Annotated in this window: 28 protein-coding genes and 1 tRNA gene; 17 read left to right on the top strand and 12 right to left on the bottom strand. The window is 67.7% G+C overall.

Translation table 11 applies throughout. The annotated features are described in order from the left end of the window. The first annotated feature begins 8 nt into the window (after window positions 1–8). Complete coding sequence (locus tag AU192_RS05820; RefSeq protein ID WP_064394899.1) at window positions 9–809, top strand: ABC transporter permease; 801 nt, start codon at window positions 9–11, stop codon at window positions 807–809. A 2-nt stretch (window positions 810–811) separates the two neighbouring features. After that, window positions 812–1,402, top strand: a complete 591-nt coding sequence (locus AU192_RS05815) for a putative glycolipid-binding domain-containing protein (RefSeq protein WP_064394841.1) — start codon at window positions 812–814, stop codon at window positions 1,400–1,402. On the opposite strand, the gene AU192_RS05810 is transcribed toward AU192_RS05815, so the two are convergent. Continuing rightward, window positions 1,365–2,324 carry a prephenate dehydrogenase gene (locus tag AU192_RS05810; protein WP_064394840.1) on the bottom strand — a complete coding sequence of 320 codons (960 nt, stop codon included), beginning with the start codon at window positions 2,322–2,324 and terminating at the stop codon, window positions 1,365–1,367. The genes AU192_RS05815 and AU192_RS05810 overlap by 38 nt on opposite strands. Window positions 2,325–2,448: 124 nt before the next feature. Between AU192_RS05810 and AU192_RS05805 the strand changes: the two genes are divergently transcribed. The 6 genes from AU192_RS05805 to AU192_RS05780 all read left to right on the top strand — a co-directional run bounded on the left by AU192_RS05805 (window position 2,449) and on the right by AU192_RS05780 (window position 6,959). Beyond that, the gene (locus AU192_RS05805; RefSeq protein ID WP_064394839.1) at window positions 2,449–2,970 is read left to right on the top strand and encodes a tRNA adenosine deaminase-associated protein; all 522 of its coding nucleotides are present in this window, start codon (window positions 2,449–2,451) and stop codon (window positions 2,968–2,970) included. Continuing rightward, window positions 2,970–3,428, top strand: coding sequence for a nucleoside deaminase (locus tag AU192_RS05800; RefSeq protein WP_120275454.1), 459 nt, complete (start codon window positions 2,970–2,972; stop codon window positions 3,426–3,428). The genes AU192_RS05805 and AU192_RS05800 overlap by 1 nt, the downstream gene beginning before the upstream one ends. 139 nt (window positions 3,429–3,567) lie before the next feature. Further along, window positions 3,568–3,658, top strand: a tRNA-Ser gene (locus tag AU192_RS05795). Window positions 3,659–3,742: 84 nt separating this feature from the next. Next, on the top strand, window positions 3,743–4,954 hold the full coding sequence (locus AU192_RS05790) for a PP2C family protein-serine/threonine phosphatase (protein ID WP_174523492.1): 1,212 nt from the start codon (window positions 3,743–3,745) through the stop codon (window positions 4,952–4,954). After that, the gene (locus AU192_RS05785) at window positions 4,951–6,522 is read left to right on the top strand and encodes a sensor histidine kinase (protein WP_064394837.1); all 1,572 of its coding nucleotides are present in this window, start codon (window positions 4,951–4,953) and stop codon (window positions 6,520–6,522) included. The genes AU192_RS05790 and AU192_RS05785 overlap by 4 nt, the downstream gene beginning before the upstream one ends. Further along, entirely contained in the window at window positions 6,519–6,959 is a 441-nt protein-coding gene (locus AU192_RS05780) for a response regulator (protein ID WP_064394836.1), read from the top strand. Before AU192_RS05785 ends, AU192_RS05780 begins: the two co-directional genes overlap by 4 nt. On the opposite strand, the gene AU192_RS05775 is transcribed toward AU192_RS05780, so the two are convergent. Beyond that, window positions 6,932–7,381: an ATP-binding protein gene (locus AU192_RS05775; protein ID WP_064394835.1), complete on the bottom strand. Its 450-nt coding sequence runs from the start codon at window positions 7,379–7,381 to the stop codon at window positions 6,932–6,934. The genes AU192_RS05780 and AU192_RS05775 overlap by 28 nt on opposite strands. A 134-nt stretch (window positions 7,382–7,515) precedes the next feature. After that, entirely contained in the window at window positions 7,516–7,887 is a 372-nt protein-coding gene (locus AU192_RS05770; RefSeq protein ID WP_064394834.1) for a hypothetical protein, read from the bottom strand. Between the two features lie 57 nt (window positions 7,888–7,944). On the opposite strand from AU192_RS05770, the gene AU192_RS05765 reads away from it, so the two are divergent. Then, window positions 7,945–8,283, top strand: coding sequence for a DUF732 domain-containing protein (locus AU192_RS05765; RefSeq protein ID WP_064394833.1), 339 nt, complete (start codon window positions 7,945–7,947; stop codon window positions 8,281–8,283). A 54-nt stretch (window positions 8,284–8,337) separates the two neighbouring features. On the opposite strand, the gene AU192_RS05760 is transcribed toward AU192_RS05765, so the two are convergent. Both AU192_RS05760 and AU192_RS05755 read right to left on the bottom strand, forming a co-directional pair. Continuing rightward, entirely contained in the window at window positions 8,338–8,802 is a 465-nt protein-coding gene (locus AU192_RS05760) for a lipoprotein LpqH (protein WP_064394832.1), read from the bottom strand. 119 nt (window positions 8,803–8,921) lie between these two features. Continuing rightward, on the bottom strand, window positions 8,922–9,380 hold the full coding sequence (locus AU192_RS05755) for a lipoprotein LpqH (RefSeq protein ID WP_064394831.1): 459 nt from the start codon (window positions 9,378–9,380) through the stop codon (window positions 8,922–8,924). 17 nt (window positions 9,381–9,397) lie between these two features. Here AU192_RS05755 and tgt point away from each other — a divergent pair, with 17 nt between their 5' ends. After that, window positions 9,398–10,675: a tRNA guanosine(34) transglycosylase Tgt gene (gene tgt, locus AU192_RS05750; protein ID WP_242656906.1), complete on the top strand. Its 1,278-nt coding sequence runs from the start codon at window positions 9,398–9,400 to the stop codon at window positions 10,673–10,675. 88 nt (window positions 10,676–10,763) lie between these two features. Further along, complete coding sequence (locus AU192_RS05745; RefSeq protein WP_064394829.1) at window positions 10,764–12,080, top strand: acetyl-CoA hydrolase/transferase family protein; 1,317 nt, start codon at window positions 10,764–10,766, stop codon at window positions 12,078–12,080. Between the two features lie 82 nt (window positions 12,081–12,162). On the opposite strand, the gene gluQRS is transcribed toward AU192_RS05745, so the two are convergent. Further along, window positions 12,163–13,032 (bottom strand): tRNA glutamyl-Q(34) synthetase GluQRS, encoded by an 870-nt coding sequence (gene gluQRS, locus AU192_RS05740; RefSeq protein WP_165593272.1) that lies wholly within the window; start codon window positions 13,030–13,032, stop codon window positions 12,163–12,165. 202 nt (window positions 13,033–13,234) lie between these two features. On the opposite strand from gluQRS, the gene AU192_RS05735 reads away from it, so the two are divergent. Then, window positions 13,235–14,623, top strand: a complete 1,389-nt coding sequence (locus AU192_RS05735) for an MFS transporter (protein WP_082694916.1) — start codon at window positions 13,235–13,237, stop codon at window positions 14,621–14,623. 1 nt (window position 14,624) lies between these two features. Here the strand turns inward: AU192_RS05735 and AU192_RS05730 are convergent, their stop codons facing one another. Further along, window positions 14,625–15,905, bottom strand: a complete 1,281-nt coding sequence (locus AU192_RS05730; protein WP_064394827.1) for an aspartate aminotransferase family protein — start codon at window positions 15,903–15,905, stop codon at window positions 14,625–14,627. Between the two features lie 57 nt (window positions 15,906–15,962). Here AU192_RS05730 and AU192_RS05725 point away from each other — a divergent pair, with 57 nt between their 5' ends. Beyond that, window positions 15,963–17,423 carry an NAD-dependent succinate-semialdehyde dehydrogenase gene (locus tag AU192_RS05725; RefSeq protein WP_242656905.1) on the top strand — a complete coding sequence of 487 codons (1,461 nt, stop codon included), beginning with the start codon at window positions 15,963–15,965 and terminating at the stop codon, window positions 17,421–17,423. A gap of 3 nt (window positions 17,424–17,426) precedes the next feature. Here the strand turns inward: AU192_RS05725 and AU192_RS05720 are convergent, their stop codons facing one another. Genes AU192_RS05720 through AU192_RS05710 form a run of 3 tightly spaced genes read right to left on the bottom strand, consistent with a single transcriptional unit; the run spans window position 17,427 to window position 19,595 of the window. Then, window positions 17,427–18,086, bottom strand: a complete 660-nt coding sequence (locus AU192_RS05720) for a GntR family transcriptional regulator (protein ID WP_064394825.1) — start codon at window positions 18,084–18,086, stop codon at window positions 17,427–17,429. Continuing rightward, complete coding sequence (locus AU192_RS05715) at window positions 18,083–18,802, bottom strand: maleate cis-trans isomerase family protein (RefSeq protein WP_207544906.1); 720 nt, start codon at window positions 18,800–18,802, stop codon at window positions 18,083–18,085. The genes AU192_RS05720 and AU192_RS05715 overlap by 4 nt, the downstream gene beginning before the upstream one ends. A gap of 55 nt (window positions 18,803–18,857) precedes the next feature. Beyond that, entirely contained in the window at window positions 18,858–19,595 is a 738-nt protein-coding gene (locus AU192_RS05710) for a maleate cis-trans isomerase family protein (protein ID WP_198957268.1), read from the bottom strand. A gap of 77 nt (window positions 19,596–19,672) precedes the next feature. Here AU192_RS05710 and AU192_RS05705 point away from each other — a divergent pair, with 77 nt between their 5' ends. From AU192_RS05705 to AU192_RS05695, 3 genes are read left to right on the top strand one after another with little or no spacing between them, the layout of a single operon-like run. Next, window positions 19,673–20,698, top strand: coding sequence for a D-2-hydroxyacid dehydrogenase (locus AU192_RS05705; protein WP_082694915.1), 1,026 nt, complete (start codon window positions 19,673–19,675; stop codon window positions 20,696–20,698). Next, window positions 20,695–22,098: an amidase gene (locus AU192_RS05700; protein ID WP_064394823.1), complete on the top strand. Its 1,404-nt coding sequence runs from the start codon at window positions 20,695–20,697 to the stop codon at window positions 22,096–22,098. Before AU192_RS05705 ends, AU192_RS05700 begins: the two co-directional genes overlap by 4 nt. Further along, window positions 22,095–22,613: a DUF3830 family protein gene (locus AU192_RS05695; RefSeq protein ID WP_064394822.1), complete on the top strand. Its 519-nt coding sequence runs from the start codon at window positions 22,095–22,097 to the stop codon at window positions 22,611–22,613. Before AU192_RS05700 ends, AU192_RS05695 begins: the two co-directional genes overlap by 4 nt. A gap of 11 nt (window positions 22,614–22,624) precedes the next feature. On the opposite strand, the gene AU192_RS05690 is transcribed toward AU192_RS05695, so the two are convergent. Together AU192_RS05690 and AU192_RS05685 are read right to left on the bottom strand one after the other, a co-directional pair. Continuing rightward, window positions 22,625–23,050: a hypothetical protein gene (locus AU192_RS05690; RefSeq protein ID WP_064394894.1), complete on the bottom strand. Its 426-nt coding sequence runs from the start codon at window positions 23,048–23,050 to the stop codon at window positions 22,625–22,627. 58 nt (window positions 23,051–23,108) lie between these two features. Next, complete coding sequence (locus tag AU192_RS05685) at window positions 23,109–24,173, bottom strand: ATP-dependent DNA ligase (RefSeq protein ID WP_064394821.1); 1,065 nt, start codon at window positions 24,171–24,173, stop codon at window positions 23,109–23,111. Window positions 24,174–24,279: 106 nt separating this feature from the next. Here AU192_RS05685 and AU192_RS05680 point away from each other — a divergent pair. Then, a partial coding sequence (locus tag AU192_RS05680) for a DUF222 domain-containing protein (protein ID WP_120275451.1) occupies window positions 24,280–25,148 on the top strand: 869 nt, incomplete at its 3' end.

Below are 25,148 nucleotides of genomic sequence, written 5' to 3'. Positions count from 1 at the left end.
CGGGTCCGATGGGGTTTTTGCAGGAGGCGCTGTCCTACCTGTTCACCGCGGCCAACTGGAGTGGGCCCGCCGGGCTGTTCGCCCGCACCGTCGAACACCTCGAGTACACGGTGCTCGCGCTGTTCTTCTCGGCGCTCATCGCCATTCCGGTCGGGATGCTGATCGGACACACCGGCCGGGGGACGTTCATCGTCGTCACCGGTGTCAACGCACTGCGGGCGCTGCCGACGCTGGGTGTGCTGCTGCTCGGTGTGCTGCTGTGGGGGCTCGGGCTGGTACCGCCGACCGTTGCGCTGATGCTGCTGGGCATTCCGCCGCTGCTGGCGGGCACCTATGCAGGCATCGCCAACGTGGATCCCACCGTCGTCGACGCCGCCCGCTCCATGGGCATGACCGAACGACGCATCCTGTTGCGGGTGGAGACGCCGATCGCGATGCCGTTGATCCTGGGCGGGCTGCGGACCGCCACGCTGCAGATCGTGGCCACCGCGACCGTCGCCGCATACGCCAGTCTCGGCGGGCTGGGCCGCTACCTGATCGACGGCATCAAGGTGCGCGAGTTCCATCTGGCCTTGGTCGGCGCGCTGATGGTGACGGCGCTGGCATTGCTGCTCGACGCCGCGCTCGCGTTCGCGGTGTGGGCCTCGGTGCCGGGAACCGGGCGCCTGCGAAGCCGGCGGCGCATGCCCCAGCCGTTTCTCGGTGACGAAGTCATTCTCGAATCCCGTCCCCTCGCAACATCACAGCGCGGCCGAAAAAGCAACGACCCAGCGCGTTACGAACGAGGGGACCCTTCGCATACGGTATAGGGGTGAGTGAAGCAGGCGGCTCCGAGAAGACATGGCCGGCGATCCTGACGTGGCGGGCGCACGACGTCCCGCGAATGGAATCGGTCCGGGTGCATGTGTCGGGCAAGCGCATCAAGGCCTACGGCAGGATCGTGGCCGCCGCTACACCGTTTCACCCGGCGTTCTCCGCTTCCTACGACTTGGTGACCGACGAGGCCGGCGGTACCAAACGGCTGTCCATGACCGTCACACTCGCCGAGCGCGAACGGCAGCTGTCGATCGCCCGCGACGAAGAGAACATGTGGCTGGTTCAGCAGCACACCGGGGAGACGCGCCGCGCCGCGTACGACGGCGCGCTGGACGTCGACGTCATCTTCAGCCCGTTCTTCAACGCCCTGCCGATTAGGCGCACGGGGCTGTACCAGCGGTCGGATTCGATCAGCTGCCCGGTGGTGTACGTGCGACTGCCGGACCTGTCGGTGGAGACGGCGGTGATCAGTTACAGCAGCGCCGAAGACGGCATCAAGCTGCTCTCGCCGGTCGCCGACACCACGATCAGCGTCGACTCGGACGGGTTCATCCTCGACTATCCAGGGTTGGCAGAGCGGATCTGATCACCCCGCCTGCGCGGCCCGCCGCGGCCAGTTCCTCGCGCCACTGCTGTTCGCCGACGACGATCGTGACGATCCCCGGCCTGTCGAAGCTGTCATAGCGAATTCTGGCGGCGTGCCCGGAGTCGATGAGTTCGGTCAGCGGTCTGCGCGCGGCGAGCGCGTCGCGGGCGTCGGTGAGCAGTTCCAGCACGCGGTCCAACACCGGCAGCAGTTCGTCGGCGTTGGCCTCGCACATCGCCCGCACCAGGTCCGGCGCGGTGGCGGCCACGCGGGTGCCGTCGCGGAACGAACCGGCCGCCAGCGCGAACGCCAGCGGCACCTCCCCGGCGGTGGCGGCGAGCGCCTCGGCCAGCAGGTGGGGCAGATGAGAGATCGTCGCGGCGGCTGCGTCGTGTTCGTCCGAGCGGGCAGGGACGACGACCGCGCCGCAGTCCAGCGCCAGATTCATGACCAGCGTCCAGATCTGCGGGTCGACATGATCGTCGACGCAGACGACCCACGGCGCGTCGACGAACAACCGGGCGTCGCCCGCCGCCCAACCCGAGTGCGCGGTGCCCGCCATCGGGTGACCGCCGACGAATCGCTCGCGTAGGCCGTATGTCTGGACCTCTTGCAGCACAGCGGTTTTCACGCTGATCACATCGGTCAGCGGACAGTCCGGGGCTGTGTCGCGAATGTGGCCAAGCATCTGGCCCAGGGCGGGCACCGGCACGGCCAGCACGATCAGCGCGTTGTCGGCCGCCGCCCGCTTCAGCACGGCGTCGAGGTCCTCGGTGGCGTCGAACCCATCGGCGGTCGCCGCTTGGACGCCGTCCAGTGACCGGTTGTACCCGAACACCTCGCGTCCGGCGGCCGCCGCTGCGCGCATGACCGACCCACCGATCAGGCCGAGGCCGAGCACGCAAACCGGGGTGTTGGTCACCCGTCAAGGTTGGCATACCGAGCGCCGTCGACCACGTCAGGATCGGCGTCGACACTGGAAAAGGGGGGTGCGGACGCGGTAAGGACATGGAAAAGGGCATGGTCGGCGACTACCGTAGGCCGACATGGGAGCACAGCGTGCACAGGCGCGGGAGCAGTCCACGGACACTCCCGACGGCTTCGGCGTTGCTGTCGTCCGTGAGGACGGCAAGTGGCGATGCGCGCCGATGCGCGGAGCGGCCCTGACCAGCCTCACCGACGCCGAGCGGGAACTACGCGAAATCCGCAGCGCGGGAGCGGTGTTCGGGCTGCTGGACATCGACGACGAGTTCTTCGTCATCGTGCGGCCCGCTCCCTCTGGCGCGCGGCTGTTCCTGTCGGATGCCACCGCCGCGCTGGACTACGACATCGCCGCCGAAGCCTTGGAGATGCTCGACGCCGACATCGAGCCCGAGGAACTCGAGGAGGCCGAACCGTTCGAGGAGGGCGACCTGGGTCTGCTTTCGGACATCGGCCTGCCCGAGGCGGTGCTCGGCGTCATTCTCGACGAGTCCGACCTCTACGCCGACGAACAGCTGGGCCGGATCGCGCGCGAGATGGGCTTCGCCGACGAGTTGTCGGCAGTACTCGACCGCATGGGCCGGTGATCGCGCAGCCCGACGACGAGGCACTGATCCGCGCCGCCCTCGAAGCTGCCCGCAGCGCCGGTCCGCGCGACGTGCCGATCGGGGCGGTCGTCGTCTCCGCCGACGGCACCGAGCTGGCGCGCGCCGCCAATCAACGCGAAGCCCTCGGCGATCCCACCGCGCACGCCGAGATCCTCGCCATCCGGGCCGCCGCGGCGGTGCTCGGCGACGGCTGGCGGTTGGAGGGCACCACGCTGGCGGTCACCGTCGAACCGTGCACCATGTGCGCGGGCGCGCTCGTGATGGCGCGGGTGGCGCGGGTGGTGTTCGGCGCCTGGGAGCCCAAGACGGGGGCCGTCGGGTCGCTGTGGGATGTGGTGCGCGACCGGCGGCTGACCCACCGACCGCAGGTGCGCGGCGGCGTGCTGGCCGACGAATGCGCGGCGCCGCTGGAGGCGTTCTTCTCCCGGCAGCGTTGACGCCTGTGGTCTCGCGAGACGTACACCAGGGTCGCCGTCGGCCCGTGGTTCACGACCCTGGTGTAGCTCTCGCGAACAGAAACAACTGCTCCCAACAGCGATTGGAGTAGACCGGTGTGCGCCCGGTAAGCTGCCACACGGTGGCGTGTCCGAGCGGCCTAAGGAGCACGCCTCGAAAGCGTGTGACGGGTAACCCCCGTCCGAGGGTTCAAATCCCTCCGCCACCGCCACAACGATTCAGGCACTATTGTCAGGATCTGTCACTGAAGCAGAGGTCGAGGCGACCGCGGTGACCAACCCGAGAGAATTGGTATATGCGCGCGCTTCATGACCAGAACCCCTGGGCCTCGGCCGGGGGTGGTGCTGGGCTGCGCCCGTTCTCGGTGCTGCTCGTCGAGGACGACCGCGGCGACGCCATCCTGGTCGAGGAGTTGATCGCCGACGCCGACTCCAATATCAACGTCGTGTGGGCGCCGTCCATGGAGGATGCCGAACAGCATCTGGAGGTTTCCCGCCCCGACTGCGTGCTGCTGGATCTGAACCTCCCGGACGCGGACGGTATCAAAGCGCTCGACCGCGTCGCCAGGCGCGACATCACCATGCCGATCGTCGTGTTGACCGGCCTCAACGATGAGCACTTCGGCATCTCGGCCGTCGCTGCCGGCGCCCAGGATTACCTCGTCAAGGGTCGCGTCGAACCGGAGACGCTGCGCCGCGCGCTGCTCTACGCCGTGGAACGCAAGCGCGCCGAGCTGACGTCGGTGGAACTGCACGCCAGCGAGCTGCGCGCGATGGAGAACGCCCGCCTCGAGCGTGGCCTGTTGCCGTCACCGCTGCTCCTCGATCAACCCGGAATCGACATCGTCGCCGAATACCGGCCCAGTCGTCAGCACGCACTGCTCGGCGGCGACTTCTACGACTTCGTGCAGACCCCCGACCGCACCCTGCACGTCATGGTCGGTGACGTGGCCGGTCACGGGCCCGACGAGGCGGCGCTGGGCGTGGCGTTGAGGATCGGCTGGCGGGCGCTGACGTTCGCCGGGTTGCGGGGCAACGAACGCATGCGCCAGTTGGAACGGATCCTGAGCACCGAACGCCCGGGTTCGAGCATCTTCGCGACGGTGCTCAGCGTCGCGATGTCCACCGACAACCTCAGCTTCAACGTCGTGTCCGCCGGTCATCCCGGCATGCTGCTGCACGGTGACGACACCGTGGAATGGCTGGAACCGGAGGTCGGCCCGGCGCTCGGCCTGTACGGCCTCGAATGGCCTCTGAACATCTTCGAACTGCCCCCGGGATACGGCCTGGTGCTGTTGACCGACGGATTGTTCGAGGGTCGCTCCGGTCGCGGAACCGAACGCCTCGGCGAGGCGGGCCTGCTCGAAGTCGCCAGGGGCTACGCCCACCTGCCCGGTCGCGAGTTCGTCACCGCACTGATCGACGACGTGGAGCGCCGCGCGCAGTCGGTGGGCGGTATCAGCGACGACATCGCGGTGGTGCGGGTGGAGCGGACGATCACCGGATGAGGAGTCGCCTCACCGTCCAGGGGTGGCAGAACCTCGTGCTGTCCCTGATGGGCGTGGTGGTCATCGCCGGAGCGATCGTGGGTGCGCTGCTGTTGAACCGGACCGACGAGGTCTCGCGCGAGCTGAACCTCGGCATCCAACCCGCCCGCGTGGCGGCGTATCAGCTGCAGGCGGCCCTTCGCGATCAGGAGACCGCTGTGCGCGGTTACGCGATCGCCGCCGATCTCCAGTTCCTCGACCCCTACTTCGAGGGGCAGCAGGTCGAAAACGAGTCGGTGCGGCAGATCCGCGACGGAATCGGCCACCGGGAGAAGCTCATCGGCGACCTGGAAGCGATCGAGAAGGCCGCGGCCGAGTGGCGTTCGACGTACGCGGACCCGTTGATCGCCTCGGTGACACCAGGAATGCCGAAGGTTCTGGACGCCGCCACCGCCGAGCGCGGCAAACAAGGGTTCGACGCCCTGCGCGCGCTCTTCAACACCCAGAACCGCGACCTGTCGCAGGCCCGCCAGGATGCGGTCGACGAGCTCGCCGCCGTGCAGACCTGGCGAGACACCCTGTTGATCGCGATCCTCGTGGCGTTCTTCGTCGCCGGCATCGTGCTCGCGGTCCTGGTGCGCAAGGCCGTCACCCGCCCCCTCGAGCAGCTCGCCGCCTCGTGCCGCAGGATCACCGAGGGCAACTTCGACGAGAAGATCGCGGTGCGCGGCCCGCGTGACATTCAGGCGATCGCTGCGGATGTGGAGGACATGCGCCAGCGCGTCGTCGACGAGCTGGCTGCGTCGCGGTCGGCCAGAGAGCAACTCGGCGATCAAGCCCTGGAACTGCAACGGTCGAACGCCGAACTCGAACAGTTCGCCTATGTGGCTTCACACGACCTGCAGGAGCCGCTGCGCAAGGTGGCCTCGTTCTGCCAGCTGATCGAGAAGCGCTACGGCGACAAGCTCGACGAGCGCGGCGTTGAATACATCCGCTTCGCCGTCGACGGCGCCAAACGCATGCAGGTGCTGATCAACGACCTGCTCACCTTCTCCCGCGTCGGCAGGCTCGGCTCGACCGAAGCCGACGTCGACCTCGATGCCGTGCTGGCCGACGCGATCGACAACGTGTCGGCCTCGATCGAGGAATCCGGCGCCGAGGTGGTCCGCACCGGAGAGCCGCTGCCCACCGTCAAGGGCGACCCGACGCTGTTGACGATGCTGTGGCAGAACCTGATCGGCAACGCGGTGAAATTCCGCCGGCCCGACGCCGCGCCGCGGATCGTCATCGACTGCGCGGTCGGCGAGGGCACCCGCGAGGGCGCGTGGCTCTTCACAGTCACCGACAACGGGATCGGCATTCCCGAGGAGTTCGCCGAGAAGGTCTTCGTGATCTTCCAGCGCCTGCACGGCCGGGAGGTCTACACCGGAACGGGTATCGGCCTGGCGCTGTGCAAGAAGATCGTCGAGCACCACGGCGGTAACATCTGGATCGACACCGGCCACACCGAGGGCACCAGGTTCCGCTTCACCATTCCCTGCGTCGTCGACGAGCCCGTCGCGGCCGAGATGGAAGGATCAACTGCATGACACTGGACGGCCGGGCGATCGACGTGCTGCTCGTCGAGGACGACCCGGGTGACGAGCTGATCACCCGAGAAGCATTCGAGCACAACAAGATCAAGAACACCTTGCACGTCGCGCACGACGGTGAGGAGGGACTCGACTTCCTCTACCGCCGAGGCAAGTACGCCGACGCGCCGCGGCCCGACCTGATCCTGCTCGACCTGAACCTGCCGAAATACGACGGCAGGCAGTTGCTCGAGCAGATCAAGTCCGACGCCGAGCTCAGCCACATCCCAGTCGTCGTACTTACCACGTCATCGGCGGAGGAAGACATCCTGCGCAGCTACAAACTGCACGCCAACGCGTATGTCACCAAGCCCGTCGATCTCGATCAGTTCATGAACGCCGTCCGCCAGATCGACGAGTTCTTCGTTCAGGTGGTCCGGCTGCCCAACTCCTGACCGCCGCGTTCGTCATCGGTCACGTCGAAGTCGATGCGCACGGTCGTGCCCGACGTCGATTTCATGACCTCCACACCGTTGCCGACCGCGCGGATGATCGGAAGGCCGCGCCCGCGGGTCGTGGGCTCCGTGCTCGGGGTCCGCCACTGCCCGTGATCTGAGACACAGACCACTATCCGCCCGTCCTCAACGGTCGCCTCGACCACCATCTTTCCGTCGGGGGAGTCCTGGTAAGCATGCTCGACGCAGTTGGTGGCGGCCTCGTTGACCGCGAGCACGATGTCGGCACTCACGTCGTCGGGCACGCCGATCGGTTCCATCCACCCGACCAAACTGCGGCGAATCTGTGCCAGTCGATCCGCGGTGGCCGGAACCTCGATCCTCAGAGGGTCTGCCGGCCGCAGACGCACGTCGATCACCACGCCCGTGGTTGTACCCCGCTTGCCCCGATTCCTCACGCATGTCACGCATACGCTTGGGTCTCAAAACAATAGCGAGGCGCAGATCACACCCGCGGACGACGAAAAAGCGAGCGCGCCGCGCGTACCGATGGCCGTCAGCCGTAGAAGATCACCTGATAGTCGGGCGTCCACGCACCCTGTTTGCAGCTCAGCGGAATTCCGTCGGGCGTCTGGGCCACTCCGGTCGCATCCCCGCACGGTAGACGGTTGGTGCGGACGCCGACCAGCGGTGGCGACGAGACCCACGTGCTGCGCGAGTTGCACGCCAGCGTGTTGCCCGAGGCGTCGATCCCGAAGTTGTAGCGGGTGTTCTGCACGCAGTGCGTGCCCTCCACCGCGCTCCGGTCGACGTAGGGAACACAGTCGGCGCCGTCGCAGTAGCCGGGGGATGCCGGCGCATTCGCGGCGGTCATCAGCGGTGCGGCGACGAATCCGCACGCGAGCGCAGCTGCAGCCATGAGCCTCATAGCTGGCTAGCCTAAGTGCCCCGCATCGACGGTGAACACGGAATAGGCTCTTAAGCCATGAAGCCGGTGATGGTTACCCTGGTCGCCGCCGCGGGTGCGGCTGCGTTGATCTCCGCTCCGACGGCCAACGCCGATGCGGTCGCATATCTGGTCAACGTGCACGTGCGTCCGGGATACAACTTCCCCAACGCCGACGCCGCCCTCGGCTACGGCAGGACGATCTGCGACCGGGTGGCGGGCAAGATGAGCTACGGACAGCTGGTCGACCAGGTGACCGCCGACTTCCATACGACCGACAAGTATCAGGGCGCCTACCTGATCAACCAGGCGGTCAACGAGCTGTGCCCGGCGCAGATCTGGCAGTTGCGCCAATCGGCCGCCGGTTACACCGGATGAAGAACGGCGGCGCCCCTGTCGGGACGCCGCCTTCTCTCACGCTCGAGATCTGCCCTACGGGCAGGTTACTTCGATCTCGAAGGGCTTGTTGACCGGCTGCAACGGGTTGGCCATGTCGACGCCCGTTGCGGTGCCGCTGATCTTGTACGTCTTACCGTCCTTCTCGGCCTTGGCCTCGCCCTGGCCGGCTCCACTCTGGTAGCCCAGCGTCACGCCGTTGACGTTGCCCAGCCCGACCGACTGCACCGTCGGTTCGTCGCCGGAGCTGACGACGGCGCCGATGCCGGTGGTGGCGTCGCCGATCGCGATGTTGGTGTTCCCGCCCATATCGCTACACACGACGGTGCCCTGGACGGCCTGATCCTGACCGTCGATCGTGACGGTGGTCTTGCCCTCGGCCGAAGCGGCCGTCGATGTCTCACCCGAGGTTTCAGACTTCTTCTCACCCGAGGAACAGCCGGATAGACCTGCGATGACGATCGCCGCGCCGCCGACAGCGACCAGTAACCCACGCTTCACCCTGTTCTCCTTTGTGTGTGTGACCCGTCAAGATCGGATCATCCGAAAGCAGTATGGGTTCGCGGTAAACCGGCCAACAGCGTTTCTGGCAAAAATTGATCATCCGCTCCGGCGCCTGCTCAGCAGGACACCTGGATGCTGAAAGTGCCGTTGGCCCGGAAGCTGGGGTTGTCGGTGTTGAAGCCGTCGGCTTCACCGGAGATGTCGTAGGTCCGCCCCGTCATGGAAACCTCGGCAATGTCCGCCGTCTCGGACGCGCCCACCCCGGCCGTGTAGCTGCCGGTGAATCCGCCGATGTTGTTGATCCTGACCGACTCGACGGTCAGGGCCTCCTGGTTCGACACCATCGCGGTGACTCCGGACGTCTCGTCGCCCGTGGTGATGGTGGTGAGGTATCCCGTCGTGTCGCACTGCACCGCGTCGGTCGCGCGCTCGTCGCTCCCGTTGACCGAGACCTGCGCCGTGCCCGCGACCAGTTCGCCCTCCGGCGGTGTGTAGTCGTCGGCACTGCTCGAACATGCGGCCGACGTCAGCACGATCGCGGCGGCGCAGCACGTCAGCACCCACCGATTTCTCACAGTGCAGAATCTACGGCGTGGCCGTGCCGAAATCTCCCGCTCCGAAAGAGTCGTCGGCCCCGTTTTTCAGCGTGACGGCCCAAATGCCCGGCCGGGCCGGCCGCACCGGCGTCATCCGCACCCCGCACGGTGAGATCCGTACCCCCGCGTTCATTCCCGTCGGCACGCAGGCGACCGTCAAGGCAGTGCTGCCCGAAACCATGAAAGAACTTGGTGCGCAGGCTCTTCTGGCGAACGCCTACCACTTGTACCTGCAGCCCGGCCCGGACATCATCGACGAGGCCGGGGGATTGTCCGCGTTCATGAACTGGCCGGGGCCGACGTTCACCGACAGCGGCGGCTTCCAGGTGTTGTCGCTGGGCGCGGGCTTTCGCAAAGTGTTGGCGATGGACGCCGAGCGCATCCAGGCCGACGACATCATCGCCGAGGGTAAGGAGCGACTGGCCAACGTCGACGACGACGGGGTCACGTTCCGGTCGCACCTGGACGGGTCCAGCCACCGGTTCACCCCCGAGGTGTCGATCCGGATCCAGCATCAGCTCGGCGCCGACATCATCTTCGCCTTCGACGAGCTGACCACGCTGGTGAACACCCGCGGTTACCAGGAGCGGTCGGTGCAGCGGACGCACGACTGGGCGGTGCGCTGCCTGGCCGAGCACCGGCGGCAGCACGAGGCGCGGCCGGACAAGCCCGAGCAGGCGTTGTTCGGCGTCGTGCAGGGCGCCCAGTACGAAGACCTGCGCAGGCGGGCCGCCCGCGGCCTGGTCACGATCGGCGCACACGCCGGGCCCGCCGAGGGCCTCGAATTCGACGGCTACGGCATCGGCGGCGCCCTGGAGAAACAAAACCTCGCCACGATCGTCGGATGGGTGGTCGACGAGCTGCCCGCCGACAAGCCCCGCCACCTGCTGGGCATCAGCGAGCCCGACGATCTGTTCGACGCGATCGCCGCGGGCGCCGACACGTTCGACTGCGTGTCTCCGTCACGGGTCGCCCGCAACGCCGCGGTGTACTCGACAACCGGCCGCTTCAACATCACCAACGCTCGGTTTCGTCGGGACTTCACCCCGATCGACGCAGACTGCGACTGCTATACCTGCGCCCACTACACCAAGGCCTATATCCACCACCTGTTCAAGGCCAAGGAGATCCTGTCGGCGACGCTGTGCACCATCCACAATGAGCGGTTCGTGGTGCGGCTGGTCGACCGCATCCGCGCGGCCATCGAAACGGGTGACTTCGACGAGTTGCGCGCCGACGTCCTGGGGCGGTACTACGCGACACGAACGCCCTGACACTTATGGCGCGAACGTGGGTTACCCGCACGCTGTCGGGTGGTCGGAGCGTGTGTCGATCCCACAGTCGGCGCGGTAGGTTCTCGCCATGCCGATCGAGCTCACCGCCGAGCAGGCCGCCGCGCGACTCGCGACCGACGACACCTTGGGCATACCGCTCGGTCCGGGCCAACCGCCGGCGTTCCTGCGCGCGCTGGGTGAACGCGACGACTGGACGAACCTTCGTGTCTACGGTGCGCTGCTCGCCGTCGGCACGGAACTGTTCGCCCGCCCCGGCGTGCGCTATCTGTCGGGTTTCTACGGTCCGCTCGAACGCGCCCTGCGGGACTCAGGCGCCGATGTCGAGTTCGCGCCGGCCGACTTCCGCCGCTTCGGCCCGCTGCTCGAACGCCAGTCTCCGGGTGTGATGACGACCGTAGCCACACCGCCGGACGCCGACGGCTGGTGCTCGCTGGCCCTGCACGCCGGTGGCACGGTCAACGAATTACACCGCGCCGGAGCCGATCCCGATCGCATACTGATCGTCGAGGCATCCGAGGCCTACCCGCGCACGTTCGGGTTCGGCGACGAGCACCGTAATGCGTTGCACGTCGACGAGATCGACATCCTCGTGCACTCGACAGAGGCGCCGCTCGCACTTCCGGGCGCGGCCCCCACCGAGACCGATGTCGCGATCGCGCAGCACGCCGTCGCCTTCATCCGGCCCGGCGCGACGTTGCAGACCGGAATCGGTTCGATCCCCAGCCAGATCGCGGCGCTGCTGGCCGAGGGCGACGGCGGCGAATACGGTTTGCACAGCGAGATGTTCACTGACGGCTGTATGCAACTGCATCGGGCGGGCAAGGTCACCAACACCGGCAAGGGCATCTACGACGGTGTGAGCGTGACGACGTTCGCGTTCGGCTCGGCGGATCTGTACACCTGGCTCGACGGCAACCACGACGTCGCGTTCCTGCCGGTGGAGATCGTCAACGCACCCGAGGTGATCGCCGCCAACCACGAGATGGTGTCCATCAACGGCGCGCTCGCGATCGACATCGGCGGCCAGGTCGTCGCCGACACCATCGACGGTAACCAGTTCAGCGGCGTCGGCGGTGCAGAGGATTTCGTCGCAGGCGCCGGTCTCGAGTTGTCGGACCGCTCGCTGATCTGTCTGCCCTCGACGTATGAGAAGGAGGGGCAACTGCATTCGCGGATCGTGCCGTGGTTCGGGCCCGGCGCGGTGATCACCACGCCGCGACACCATGTCGACGTGATCGTCACCGAGTACGGCGCCGCGGAGCTGGAGGGCGCGACCGTCCGCGAACGCGGTGAGGCGCTCGCCGCGATCGCGCATCCGCAATTCCGCGACGGCCTTCTCGCGGCGGCCGAACGTGCGTCCAAGGGACGCTCGCCTGTCGTCTGACGGCGTTTCCTCCCGCGACCGACCGTGTCTGCCCCCGACACGCCGCGCAGCGGCGTACCAAAAGCGGTCGCTCGCACAGGATCTAGTCGGGCTGATAAATCCACGGTGTCCGCGGAAGCGCGGCCGGATCGAACTCGGCGAGCATGCCTTCGACGTCGCGAGCCCGCCAGCCCAGCGAGCCGCTGATCTGGGCGAGCGCCCGTGGCACGCCGATCTCGGCCAGCGTCACCGCCCCGTCGCGTTTGGCCAACCGGGCGCCGTCCTCGTTGAGCACCAGCGCAACGTGGGCGTACACCGGTTCTGTGTAACCGAGCATCCGCGCCAGATATGCCTGCCGAGGTGAGGAGGGCAGCAGGTCATCCCCCCGCACCACCTGGTCGACACGCTGGGCCGCGTCGTCGACCACGACCGCGAGGTTATACGCCGGCACCCCGTCACCGCGGCGCACCACGAAGTCGTCGACGATGCCGGTGTAGTCGCCGTGCAGCACGTCGTGAACGGTGTGCACGACCGCGTCGGTGCGCAGCCGAAGCGCGGGCGGGCGGTTCGTCTCGGCACGCCGCGTGGCGCGCTCGCTGTCGGTGAGGTCGCGACACGTGCCCGGGTACGCCCCCTGTGGTGCATGCGGCGCGCGCGGAGCCTGCGCGATATCCCTTCGGCTGCAATAGCATTCGTAGAGCAGACTGCGGCCTTCCAATTCTGCGATCGCGGCGTCGTAGCGCGAGCGGTGTTCGGATTGCCACTCCAGGACATCCCACGTCAACCCGATCGCCGCCAAATCGGAAAGTTGGCGCCGCCCGACGTCGGCGAACGTGCGGTCGTCGAGGTCGTCCACGCGCATGACGAAGCGACGGCCGGTCGAGCGGGCGAACAACCATGCCAGGATCGCGGTGCGCAGGTTACCGATGTGCAGGTCCGCCGAGGGGCTCGGGGCGAACCTGCCGGCGTTCATGATCGCAATCTAACCGGCGGGCGTCCGCCACTGCGGTGTGCTCACCCTCGGACTCCTTTACAGCGGTCATCTTTCGCGCAAAGCGGGTATCCCTCGGCGTGCGCTGGTAGTTTGCCTGTGCACCGAGAAACACGGCCCCATCGCCGGCGCTCGCCGTGCAGGCGTCCCAGGGCCGTGCCCGACGGACGCTAGGAGGCCGCACGTGGACCCCGATGGTTCCACCAGCCCGCAGGACGAAACCGACAAGGACGCACCCACTTCGGGTGACGTGAAGAAAGCGATCGCGGCCTCGGCCGTCGGCAACTACACCGAATGGTTCGACTACGGGCTCTACGCCTATGGGGTCTCCTACATCTCGACGGCCATCTTCCCGGGTGACGGGGCGACCGCGACGCTGTTGGCACTGATGACGTTCGCCGTCTCCTTCCTGGTCCGCCCGCTCGGCGGTTTCGTCTGGGGACCACTGGGCGACCGCCTCGGGCGGCGTCGCATCCTGGCCATCACGATCCTGGTGATGGCCGGCGCGACGCTGTGCGTGGGTCTTGTGCCGACCTACGCCACGATCGGGATCTGGGCACCGGTGCTGATGGTGATTCTGCGGATGATCCAGGGCTTCTCGACCGGCGGAGAGTACGGCGGCGCCGCCACCTTCATGGCCGAATACGCTCCCGCCCGCCGTCGCGGCATGATGGGCAGCTTCCTCGAGTTCGGCACCCTGGCCGGCTTCTCGACGGGCGCGCTGCTGATGCTGGGGTTTTCGCTGATCCTGTCCGACGACCAGATGAACGTGTGGGGTTGGCGGCTGCCGTTCCTGATCGCCGCTCCCCTCGGCCTGATCGGGTTGTACCTGCGTACGCGGCTCGACGAGACGCCGGTGTTCAAGGAACTGGAGGAGTCGGGCAGGCAGGAACAAAACATCGGCGCCGAGTTCAAGGACCTCCTCGCCCAGTACTGGGGCCCGATCCTGCGCCTCGGCGGACTGGTGGTCGCGCTCAACGTCGTCAACTACACGCTGCTCACCTACATGCCCACCTATCTCGAGCAGTCGATCGGGCTGTCCACCGACATGTCGTTGGTCGTGCCGATCATCGGGATGCTGTCGATGATGATCTTCCTGCCGTTCGCGGGCCTGGCGTCGGACCGGTTCGGGCGCAAACCGGTCTGGTGGATCTCCTTGGTCGGGCTGTTCGTCGCGGGCATTCCGATGTTCATGCTGATGTCGACCGGGGTGATCGGCGCCGTCATCGGCTTTGCCGTGCTGGGGTTGCTCTACGTCCCGCAGTTGGCGACCATCTCGGCGACGTTCCCGGCGATGTTCCCCACACAGGTGCGCTACGCCGGTTTTGCGATCGCCTACAACGTGTCGACGGCGCTCTTCGGCGGCACGGCCCCGGCGGTCAACGACTGGTTGATCGGTGTGACGGGCGACAACCTCGTACCCGCGTACTACATGATGGGTGCCTGCATTGTCGGCGCAATCGCCCTGGCAAAGCTTCCCGAGACGGCGCGATGCCCGATCAACGGCACCGAGATACCCGGCACGCCGGAAGCGCCGCCGCAGCTGGACTACGAGCTCGAGCCCAGTCGCTGAGTCACAGCACGGCGTTCACCGCGTCCGACCAGACGCCCGCCGCCTCGTCGATCTGGCCGGCGGTCACGACGAGCGCAGGGATGAACCTGACGACCTGTCCCCAGGCGCCGCAGGTCAACAGCAGCAGGCCGCGCCTGGCGGCCTCCTGCTGCACGGCCAGTGCCGTCGCACCGTCGGGTCTTCCTGCGGCGTCACGGAATTCGGTACCGAGCATCAGCCCGAGACCGCGCACGTCGGTGATCGCGTCGAACTTGTCGCCAACGGTTTGCAACGCCTCGCGCAACTGCGCCCCGCGTTCGGCGGCGTTGTCGACCAGTCGCTCGTCGGCGATCACGTCGAGCGTGGCCACGGCCGCCGCGCACGCCACCGCGTTGGCGCCGTATGTACCGCCTTGGGAACCCGGCCACGCCCGCTCCATCAACGCCGCCGGCGCCGCGATGCCCGACAGCGGGAAGCCCGACGCGAGACCCTTGGCGGTGATCAGGATGTCCGCGCGCACACCAGAATCGCCGAAGAAGTGTTGACTGCCCCAGAACCGGCCGGTGCGCCCGAAGCCGGTCTGCACCTCGTCGACGACCAGCAGGATCCCGTGCGCGTCGGCGCGCTCGCGCAACCCGGCGAAGAAGCGCTCATTGGCGGGCACGTAGCCGCCTTCGCCGAGCACGGGTTCGACGAAGAACGCGGCGGTATCGGCGGGTGCGCTGATCGTCTGCAGGAGGTAATCCAGTTGTGCCAGAGCGAAATCGGTGGCCTGCTCGACCGGCCAGCCGAAGTGGCCGGGGTCTGGAAACGGCGCGACGTGAACTCCGGCCATCAACGGCGCGAAGCCGGAGCGGAACTTGGTGCCGGAGGTGGTCATCGAGGCCGCCGCGACGGTGCGACCGTGGAACCCACCGTGGAAGACGATGACGTTAGGCCGGCCGGTGGCCTGACGGGACAGTCGCAGGGCGGCTTCCACCGCCTCGCTTCCGGAGTTGGCGAAGAACAACCGGTCGAGCCCGGGCGGCAGCACCTCTCCCAACCGTTCCACCAAGGTGAGCAGCGGGCGGTGCATGACCGTCGTGTACTGACCGTGGATCAGCGTGGCGACCTGGCGCTGGGCGGCCTCCACCACCCGCGGATGACAATGTCCGGTGCTGGTCACCCCGATGCCTGCGGTGAAGTCGAGGTAGCGGCGGTCCTGTTCGTCGTAGAGCAGCACCCCTTCGCCGCGGGCGGCGACGACGCCGGTCGCCTGTCGAAGGATCGAGGAGAGCTGCGGGGCTTCGGAGGCCGAGTTCATGCCATGATCGTCAGCGGTGCACTGTAGATTGTCAACAATCCGACGCAGGGAGGTGTGGTGGATCGCGAACGGCACGTGATCGAGACGGTGGACAAGCGACTGTTCGTCGACGGCAAGTGGATCGATGCGAGCGGAGGGCGCACCTTCGACGTCGTGGACCCGGCGACAGGGCAGACGCTGTGCGCGGTCGCCGACGCCACGCCCGCCGACGCCCGCGCGGCACTCGATGCGGCGGTCGCGGCCCAGCGCGAGTTCGCGGCGACCCCGCCGCGGGCCCGCGCCGACATGTTGATGGCCGCGTTCGAGTTACTGCACGCCCGCGTCGACGACCTGGCCTTGTTGATGACACTGGAGATGGGCAAACCCCTCGCCGAGGCCCGAGGCGAAATCGCCTACGCCGCCGAGTTTTTCCGCCACTTCGCCGAAGAGGCCACCCGGATCGACGGCGGCTATCAAACCGCACCAGCGGGTGGTGCGCGTTTCCTCATCGCCCGTCAGCCCGTCGGGCCTTGTCTGCTGATCACCCCGTGGAACTTCCCGATGGCGATGGGGACCCGCAAGCTGGGACCGGCGATCGCCGCCGGTTGCACCAGCGTGATCAAACCGGCACACCAGACCCCGATGACGATGTTGGCTTTGATGGGCATCCTCGACGAAGCGGGTGTGCCTGCCGGCGCCGTCAACTGCATCACCGCGATGGACGCGAACGCGGTGACCGAACCGCTGATCCGCTCGGGGCTGGCGCGCAAGCTGTCGTTCACCGGCTCGACCAGGGTGGGCCGGATCCTGCTCGAGCAGTGCGCGGAGAAGGTGTTGCGGACCTCGATGGAACTCGGCGGCAACGCCCCGTTCATCGTGTTCGCCGACGCCGATCTCGACGAGGCGGTCGACGGGGCGATGGCGGCCAAGATGCGCAACATGGGAGAGGCATGCACGGCGGCGAACCGAATCTTCGTGCACGCCTCGGTGATCGACGACTTCGGGCGCCGGTTGGCCGAGCGGATGGCGGCGTTGCGCGTGGGCCGGGGCACCGAGGAGGGGGTCAATGTCGGCCCGCTGGTCGACGACGCCGCACTGCACAAGGTGCAGGCCCTGGTCGACGACGCGGTGGGTCGCGGTGCCCGCGTGTTGACCGGCGGCACGGCGGTTTCGGGTGACGGGTACTTCTACTCGCCGACCGTGCTGACCGGCGTCCCACGCGACGCGAGGATGTCGGGCGAGGAGATCTTCGGCCCGGTCGCTCCGCTAACGCCGTTCGAGACCGAGGACGACGTCGTCGCCGCCGCCAACGACACCGAATACGGGTTGGTGGCTTACGTTTTCACCAATGATCTGCGCCGGGCGTTGCGGGTCGCCGAGGCGCTGGAGACCGGCATGGTCGGTCTGAATCAGGGCGTGGTGTCCAATCCCGCAGCGCCGTTCGGCGGCGTCAAGCAGTCCGGCCTCGGCCGCGAAGGCGGTTCGGTGGGCATCGACGAGTTCCTGGAGACCAAGTACGTCGGCATCGCCCTGGCGTGAGGCTCAGGCGCCGCGCGAGACCCGCACGACCAGCCGGTCGACCGCATCCTCCATGTGCGCGATCAGCAGCTTGTCGGACAGCTGCACATCACCGGCCCGGATAGCGCTGGCCAGCGCATGGTGCTCGGCAATCCGATCGTTGGGGTTGTCGTAGGTGTCCGCCAGCGCGTGCACACACATCCGGGTCTCCACGAGATACGTCTGGTGCATCCGCGACAGCCGCTCGCTGCCCGCGAGTTCGACAAGACGCTCGTGGAACCGGATGTCGGCCTCGCTGCCCTCCTCGACGTCGGCGGCCGCGGCCATCTCCTCGACGATTGCCAGCAGCTCGTCGCCGGCAGACGCATAGTCGCGCTGCAGGATTCGGCGGGTCGCGGCGCGTTCGATGGCCTCGCGCGCGAGGTACATGTCGGAGGCCACCTCTGGCGTCATGTCGATCACGAACACCCCGCGGTTGCGGATCGCGATCAGCAGACCCTCCTGCGTCAGGCGCTGCATCCCCTCGCGCAGCGGTCCGCGGCTGACGCCGAGCCTGCGGGCCAGGTCGGCCTCGATCAGCTGGGTGCCCGGAGCCAGCTCACCGTGCGCGATGGCCTGCCGAAGCTTGTCGGCGACGATGCTCGGCGTCGATTCCTGCTCCACCGGCGCCAGGAACTCGGTCACAGACGCTCCTCGAACAGCCAGCCCAGGCCCGCGATCGCAGGCACTGCCCCGGCGAGTTGCAGGCCCTTCCACACCGTCACCTGATTGGCGGTCAGCACCGGTTTGCCGACCGCGGCCTCGAGACGGTCGATGATCGCCAGCGTGTGCATAGCGGTGTCGGGAACCAACACCGCTTGCGCGTCCGGGTGATCGGCAGCGGTGACCATCTGCTCCACCCGCCGCGGCTCCAGCGTGCCGACTTCGGCGGCGGTGATGATCCCGTGGCTGCCCATCGCCACCACCTCGATGCCGTCGGCGGCCAGGAAGCGTACGAAGTGCTCGGCAACATCGTGCGGATACGACGCGGCGATCGCGACGCGCTCGATGCCGAGGTGGCGCAGCGCGTCGACGAACGCGATTGAGGTGGACGACGCCGGAACACCCGCAGCCGCAGCAACTTTCGCGGCTTGTTGGCGGGCCCCCTCGGGACCGAACACGAAGCTGCCTGATGTGCACGCCCACATCACCGCCTCCGGGCGTGCGTCGGCAAGCTGGCGCACACCATCGGCCAGGCGCTCGTCGCCTCCGAGATCCAGCAGCGCGTCGACGCGGTGGGCGTCCTCACCGACGGAGGTGATGACCACCGGCAGGCGCAGTACACCGTCGACCCTGCCCTCGAGCGCGGGAAAATCGTCCTCGGCGCTGTGCCCCGGATAGAGCAGTCCTACGGTGGCCATGACGCCCTTTCGATCGGCAGATTGTCGACAATGTTAACAACCGGCGCAGCGGCAACTACGCCTCGAACAGGCGCTGACCCGCTCCCACGCCTTTGCGCCCGGCCACGCGCAGCGCGGCCCACATCGTCACCTGGTTGGCCGTGACCACCGGTTTCTGCAATTCGGCCTCGAGATCGGCGATCAGATCGTAGGTGGGCAGGTTCGTGCAACTGATGACGATGGCCTCGGCGTCCGCGACGTCGGTGGCGCGGACCAAGTCGGCGGTCCGCGCATACGGGACCGACCAGATCTGCGAGGTCAGGCCCAGTCCCGAGGTGGCCACGACCTCGATACCGGCCTCCATGAGATAGCTCGTCAACCCGATCGTCAGGTCCGAGGTGTACGGAGTGACGGTCGCGACGCGCGCCACACCGAGGTGGCGCAGCGCTTCGAGCATCGAGCCGCTGGTGGTCACCGCCGCCGGGGCGCCGGCCGCCCGCATCGCCGCGACCAGCGCGGCTTCTCCGGCCATTCCCTTGACGAAGCTGCCCGCGGTGCACGCGTACGCGGTGACGATCGGGGAGACCGCCAGCACGTTCGCCGCGCCCGCGATCACGTGTTCGGGGTCGGAGATGTGCACCGCCATGTCGACGGTCACCGGCAAGGGGGCGTATCTGAGCCGGGTCACGTACAGGCTGACGTCGTCGGGCACCCAACGCCACAGTTCCCGGTCGAGCGCGAAGTCATATGGTGTGACAACGCCTATGCCTACCTGCTGCAATGGTGGGGGCGGCACCAATTCCCCGATCCTCATTTGCACAGTGTGAGGCCAGATGACCAAACCAGCAACAGATTGTTGACAATCCTACGGCGTGTCCCTAGCCTCGGGTCGTGCCAGGCCCCCGCGAGAGCGTGCAAGACGCGCCGTCGTCGCAGGTCAGAGGTGGTTCCACGCGGTCCGTCGTCGCGGTCCTGTGCAAGAAGCCCACTGACCGCCCACCGGGCCTCGACGAACTCGATGTCGACTTGCGCTACTGCACCGCCGACGACCTCGCCGATGCGGTCCGCGGCGCCCGCGTGCTGCTGCTCTGGGACTTCTTCTCGACCGCGGTGCGCGACGTGTGGCACGACGCCGGCGAGTTGGAGTGGATCCACGTCACCGCGGCGGGCGTCGACACGCTGCTGTTCGACGAACTGCGCGACTCCGACGCGGTGGTGACCAACGCCCGCGGCGTGTTCGACCGCCCGATCGCCGAGTACGTGCTCGGCGCGGTGCTCGCCCACGCCAAGGACAGCCGCACCAGCTTCGCCCTGCAGAGCCAGCACCGGTGGCAACACCGCGAGACCCGTGCCATCGCGCGGGCCCGCGCGCTCGTCGTCGGCACCGGGAGCATCGGGCGCGAGATTGCGCGGCTCCTGCGCGCGGTGGGCATGCAGGTGCGTGGGGCGGGCCGCGTCGCAACGACGGACGATCCCGACTTCGGTGACGTGGTGGCCAGTGCGAGCTTGGCCGACGAGGTCGGCTGGTGCGATCACCTGGTGCTCGCCGCGCCGCTGACAAACGCGACGCGCGGCATGGTGGACGCCTCGGTGCTGTCGGCGATGAAGCCCGACGCGCATCTGGTCAACATCGGCCGCGGTCCAGTGGTGGAGGAGTCGGCGTTGCTTTCGGCGTTGCGCGACAACCGGATTGGCGGTGCGACGCTGGACGTGTTCGACACCGAACCGCTGCCGCCCGACCATCCGTTGTGGGACGCTCCTAACGTGACGATCACCGCACACATGGCCGGGGACGTGGTGGGTTGGCGCGAAGCCCTTGCCGAGCAATTCGTGGACAACGCGCAGCGCTGGCTTGCCGGCGAGCCATTGGTGAACGTGGTGGACAAAAAACTCGGCTACGTACCGGGCCCGCGATGATCCCGACCGCCGCCGAACTGGTCCAGGGATACCGCGCAAAAACCCTCTCTCCGGTCGAGGCCACGCAGGAGGCGCTGGCCGCGATCGACGCGTACGACGGTGCGGTCAACGCCTTCGTTCTCGTCGACCCCGAGGGGGCGTTGGCCGCGGCCCGTGCCTCGGAGGCACGCTGGCACGCCGGGCAGCCGCTCGGGCCCGGGGACGGCGTGCCGACGTCGATCAAGGATGCGCTGTGGACCAGGGGATGGCCGACGCTTCGGGGTAGCTGGCTCATCGACGAGCCGGGACCGTGGAACGAGGACGCGCCCTGCACGGCGCGACTTCGGGAGACCGGAGCCGTCATGCTCGGCAAGACCACGACGCCGGAGTACTCGTGGAAAGGCGTCACCGACTCGCCCCGTTACGGCGCGACCGGCAATCCGTGGGATCCCACCAAGACGGCGGGTGGTTCGAGCGGCGGCAGCGCCGCGGCGGTCGGCCTCGGCATGGGGGTGTGGTCGGTCGGCACCGACGCGGGGGGATCGGTGCGGATTCCGGCGGCGTTCACCGGAACCGTCGCGCTCAAGCCGACCTACGGCCTGATACCCCACTATCCGCCGAGCCCGTTCGGCACGCTGGCGCACCCGGGCCCGATGACGCGGACGGTCGTCGACACCGCCGCACTGATGGATGTGATCACCGGATTCGATGCCCGGGACTGGTCGGCGATGCCGACGCCGCGTGAGTCGTTCCTGACCGGGCTCGACGGCGGCATCGCGGGCCTGCGGGTGGCGTTCTCACCGCGGCTCGGCTACGTGCGCAACGATCCGGAGGTCGACGCCGCCGTGCGGGCCGCGGTGACGGTGCTGTCCGATGCGGGTGCCAGCGTCGAGGAGGTCGACCCCGGGTTCGCCGATCCGATCGAGGCGTTCCACGTCCTGTGGTTCGCCGGCGCGGCAAAGGTGTTGGAGGCGTACGGCGAAGCGGTCGACGATCGGGTGGATGCGGGGTTGCGCCGGATAGCTGCGGTGGGTGCGTCGTTCTCGGCGTCGGACTACCTCGACGCGACGGCCGTGCGGATGCAACTGGGGCAGGTGATGGGCCGGTTCCACGAAACCTATGACGTGCTGGTCACGCCGACGCTTCCGCTGCCTGCGTTCAGCGTCGGTCGCGACGTGCCCGATGGCTGGCGGTCACACTACTGGGCGAGTTGGACGCCATACACCTACCCGTTCAACATGACCCAGCAGCCGGCGTTGAGCGTGCCGTGCGGATTCACCGCGGCGGGCCTGCCGATCGGGTTGCAGATCGTCGGCCCCCGGCACGCGGATGCGCTGGTGCTGCGGGTGGGCCGCGCCCACGAGATGGCCACCGACTGGCACCGGCGCACGCCGGCGTTGACGACACAAGGAGTTCGATGAGCAGGCTGATCACCGTGTCCCTCGACAAGCGCGGCGTCAGCTGCGTTGCCCGCATGCTCGACGACGCGGCGCCACGCACCTGCGCGGCGGTGTGGGACGCCTTATCCGACGGGCGCGTTCTTTCGTCACAGGTGTTCCACGGCAAGTACGCCCGCAACGAGATCTACACGCTGCTACCGGAATTCGCGGCGAAGGACCCGGGCAGTGAGAACACCACAGTCACGCCGATCCCCGGCGACCTGTGCTGGTTCTCCTTCGACTCCGATCAACTGGGCAACCCCGCCTACGGCTACGAGAACACCACCGGCACCGGCACCACCGGCGCGATAGTCGACCTGGCGCTGTTCTACGGCCGCAACAACCTGCTGATCAACGGCGACCAGGGCTGGGTCCCGGGCAACGTGTTCGGGGCGGTCATCGAAGGGCTCGACGAGATGGCGGAGGCCTGCCAGGACCTCTGGATGGGTGGTGTGCGCGGTGAAACCCTGAGTTTCCAACGCGCGACGCAGGATTGACGCGCCGACTGCTAGATCGGTTGAAGGCTGATCGGTTGTTCGCTCTGACCGGGATTGGGGTCGTTGCACGTCCCGGGTTTCCAGGTGTAGCGAAGGTTGCCCGCCAACGTCGCTGGATCGAACTCATACGTCACATCGGCCGGCCCGGTGCTGCCGTCGGCGCACGGGCGTGCGTTGAACACGTCGTGGCGTTCGACGGTCCACGGGCCGTCGCCCTGCCTGCTGATCTGCGCGATCAGTCCCGTCGAGCTCGAAATCGTTCCGCCGCAGTAACCTTCGGCGTTGCACTGCGTGGTGATCGACCACGTGTTCGAGGTCGCCCCGTTGACGAGCCGGTACTCGCCTTCGAGCCGCCCGTCGGCCCATGCGGGTCCCGCGGATGCGATCGCGGCACCGATGAGCATCACCGCCGCGGCCGTCGCGCGTGTGATCGTCATCCAGGCAGCATCACACGTCAGGCGTTCGGGCATCCGCGAGTTGGCGAAAGTTCTTCGGTCAGCCGAGGCCGGGGACGATGTCGCCCAGCTTGAAGGTGACCGGCTGCTCGAGTTGGTCGAACGTACACGACCGGGGATCGCGGTCGGGGCGCCAGCGGTTGAACTGCGCGGTGTGGCGGAACCGTTCACCTTCCATGTGGTCGTAGCGCACCTCGACCACCCGCTCGGGCCGCAACGGTACGAACGAGAGGTCCTTGCCGGCATTCCAGCGCGATCCCTCGTTGCGGCGCGGGGTCCGTTCACCGACCATGTGCGCCGCCCAATTCCACGGATGGTTGTCGAACGTGGTTACCAGCGGCTGCAATTCGGTGACGAGTTCGCGGCGCCGGGCCATCGGGAAGGCGCCGATCACGCCGACGGAGGCCAATGTGCCGTCGTCCTTGTACAGCCCGAGAAGCAGCGACCCGATGGCATCGTCGCCGGACTTGTGGAGGCGGTAGCCGGCGACGACGCAGTCCGCGGTCCGTTGGTGCTTGATCTTGAACATCACGCGCTTGTCCGGCTGATAGGTCAGCGACAACGGCTTGGCGATGACGCCGTCGAGGCCGGCACCCTCGAACTCGTCGAACCAGCGCTGCGCCGTCGCGAGGTCCGTCGTCACCGGCGTGACGTGGAATTTCGGACCGGCATTGGTGAGGGCCTCCACGAGCGCGGCGCGGCGTTCGCTGAAAGGCCTTTGCGTGTAATCGATGTCGTCGAGTGCGAGCAGGTCAAACGCGATGAAGGACGCAGGCGTCTTCTCGGCCAGCATCCGGACCCGTGAGTCGGCGGGGTGGATGCGCTGCTGCAGCGCCTCGAAGTCGAGCCCACCGTCGGAGGCGACGATGATTTCGCCGTCGATGACGCACCGTTCGGGTAGCTCAGCTTCGGCGGCCTTCACCAGTTCGGGAAAGTAGCGGGTCATCGGCCGCTCGTTGCGGCTGCCGAGTTCGACCTCGTCGCCGTCGCGGAAGCAGATCGACCGGAAGCCGTCCCACTTCGGTTCGTACGACGCGTCCGGCGGGATCGACACCACCGATTTCGCCAGCATCGGCGACACCGGCGGCATCACGGGCAGCTGCATGAGGCCATTGTCGCAGGCAACCGGGCAGCCAAAAAACTTCTGTCACTTTGGTTTCTGTGGTCACAGATGGGGCTGGGTTGTCGGTGGATCGAACTAGTGTTCGAGTATGTCGGTGGAACGGGTCAGCCAGCGGATCGCGGCGATGGACCGCGAGCTGTCCGCGTTGGTCGCCGAGTCGTTCGACACGTTGAGCACCGCTGAGCAGTTGAGGGTCACCGCGCAGTGGGAGAGCTTCACCCGGCGCCAAGCCGCGGTCGGGCACAGCATGGTGGCCGGACTCCAGCAGGCCCCGTTGGCGGAGTTGGGGGAGCCCAGCGTGGCTGGGGCGTTGACGGTGTTGTTGCGCATCTCTAAGGCTGAGGCGCATCGGCGGGTGGCCGAAGCGCGGGAGTTGACGCCGCGGCGCGGTATGACCGGCGAGCAGCTCGAACCGGTGCTGGCCCACACCGCCGCGGCGGTGGCCCAGGGCCGGGTGGGTGCGGAGCATGTGCGGGTGATCCGGCGGTTCTTTGACAAGCAGGTGCCGGCCTCGACGCCGTTTGACGTGCGCGAGGCCGCCGAAGCACAGCTGGCACAGTTGGCCACCAAGCACACTCCTGAGGAGTTGCGCGCGGCCGCCCAGCGGCTGGCGGCGTATTTGAACCCCGATGGGGATTTCTCCGATGAGTTGCGCGCCGCGCAGCGCTGGCTGCGGCTGGGTCGCCAGCGCCTTGATGGGATGAGTGAGCTACGCGGACTGCTTGATCCGGCCACCCGGGCGGCGTTGGAAGCAGTGCTGGCGGTGTGGGCGGCTCCTGGGCGGTGCAATCCCGCCGGCGAAATCCCGGGCGAGGACGGTCAGCGGTCTGCGGATCAGGAGCCCTCGGCCGAGGCGGTCCGTGCCGATCGACGCACCGTGGGGCAGCGCAACCACGATGCGCTCAATGCCATGTGCCGGAAGTTGCTCGCCTCGGGCACGTTGGGCAGCAATAACGG

The organism is Mycobacterium lehmannii, from assembly GCF_001499925.1.
GTDB classification, from domain to species: Bacteria; Actinomycetota; Actinomycetes; order Mycobacteriales; family Mycobacteriaceae; genus Mycobacterium; species Mycobacterium lehmannii.
The sequence above is the reverse complement of the archived record's forward strand: the minus strand, read 5'-3'. Positions and strand labels throughout refer to the sequence as shown.

Coding starts and splice junctions, on each gene's coding strand:
- AU192_RS05715 (WP_207544906.1), bottom strand. CDS start 18,802: ATGGCCACCGTAGGACTGCTCTATCCGGGGCACAGCGCCGAGGACGAT.
- AU192_RS05805 (WP_064394839.1), top strand. CDS start 2,449: ATGGGAGCACAGCGTGCACAGGCGCGGGAGCAGTCCACGGACACTCCC.
- AU192_RS05765 (WP_064394833.1), top strand. CDS start 7,945: ATGAAGCCGGTGATGGTTACCCTGGTCGCCGCCGCGGGTGCGGCTGCG.
- AU192_RS05695 (WP_064394822.1), top strand. CDS start 22,095: ATGAGCAGGCTGATCACCGTGTCCCTCGACAAGCGCGGCGTCAGCTGC.
- AU192_RS05790 (WP_174523492.1), top strand. CDS start 3,743: ATGCGCGCGCTTCATGACCAGAACCCCTGGGCCTCGGCCGGGGGTGGT.
- AU192_RS05710 (WP_198957268.1), bottom strand. CDS start 19,595: ATGAGGATCGGGGAATTGGTGCCGCCCCCACCATTGCAGCAGGTAGGC.
- AU192_RS05700 (WP_064394823.1), top strand. CDS start 20,695: ATGATCCCGACCGCCGCCGAACTGGTCCAGGGATACCGCGCAAAAACC.
- AU192_RS05780 (WP_064394836.1), top strand. CDS start 6,519: ATGACACTGGACGGCCGGGCGATCGACGTGCTGCTCGTCGAGGACGAC.
- AU192_RS05820 (WP_064394899.1), top strand. CDS start 9: ATGGGGTTTTTGCAGGAGGCGCTGTCCTACCTGTTCACCGCGGCCAAC.
- AU192_RS05685 (WP_064394821.1), bottom strand. CDS start 24,173: ATGCAGCTGCCCGTGATGCCGCCGGTGTCGCCGATGCTGGCGAAATCG.
- gluQRS (WP_165593272.1), bottom strand. CDS start 13,032: ATGAACGCCGGCAGGTTCGCCCCGAGCCCCTCGGCGGACCTGCACATC.
- AU192_RS05690 (WP_064394894.1), bottom strand. CDS start 23,050: ATGACGATCACACGCGCGACGGCCGCGGCGGTGATGCTCATCGGTGCC.
- AU192_RS05770 (WP_064394834.1), bottom strand. CDS start 7,887: ATGAGGCTCATGGCTGCAGCTGCGCTCGCGTGCGGATTCGTCGCCGCA.
- AU192_RS05730 (WP_064394827.1), bottom strand. CDS start 15,905: ATGAACTCGGCCTCCGAAGCCCCGCAGCTCTCCTCGATCCTTCGACAG.
- AU192_RS05785 (WP_064394837.1), top strand. CDS start 4,951: ATGAGGAGTCGCCTCACCGTCCAGGGGTGGCAGAACCTCGTGCTGTCC.
- AU192_RS05745 (WP_064394829.1), top strand. CDS start 10,764: ATGCCGATCGAGCTCACCGCCGAGCAGGCCGCCGCGCGACTCGCGACC.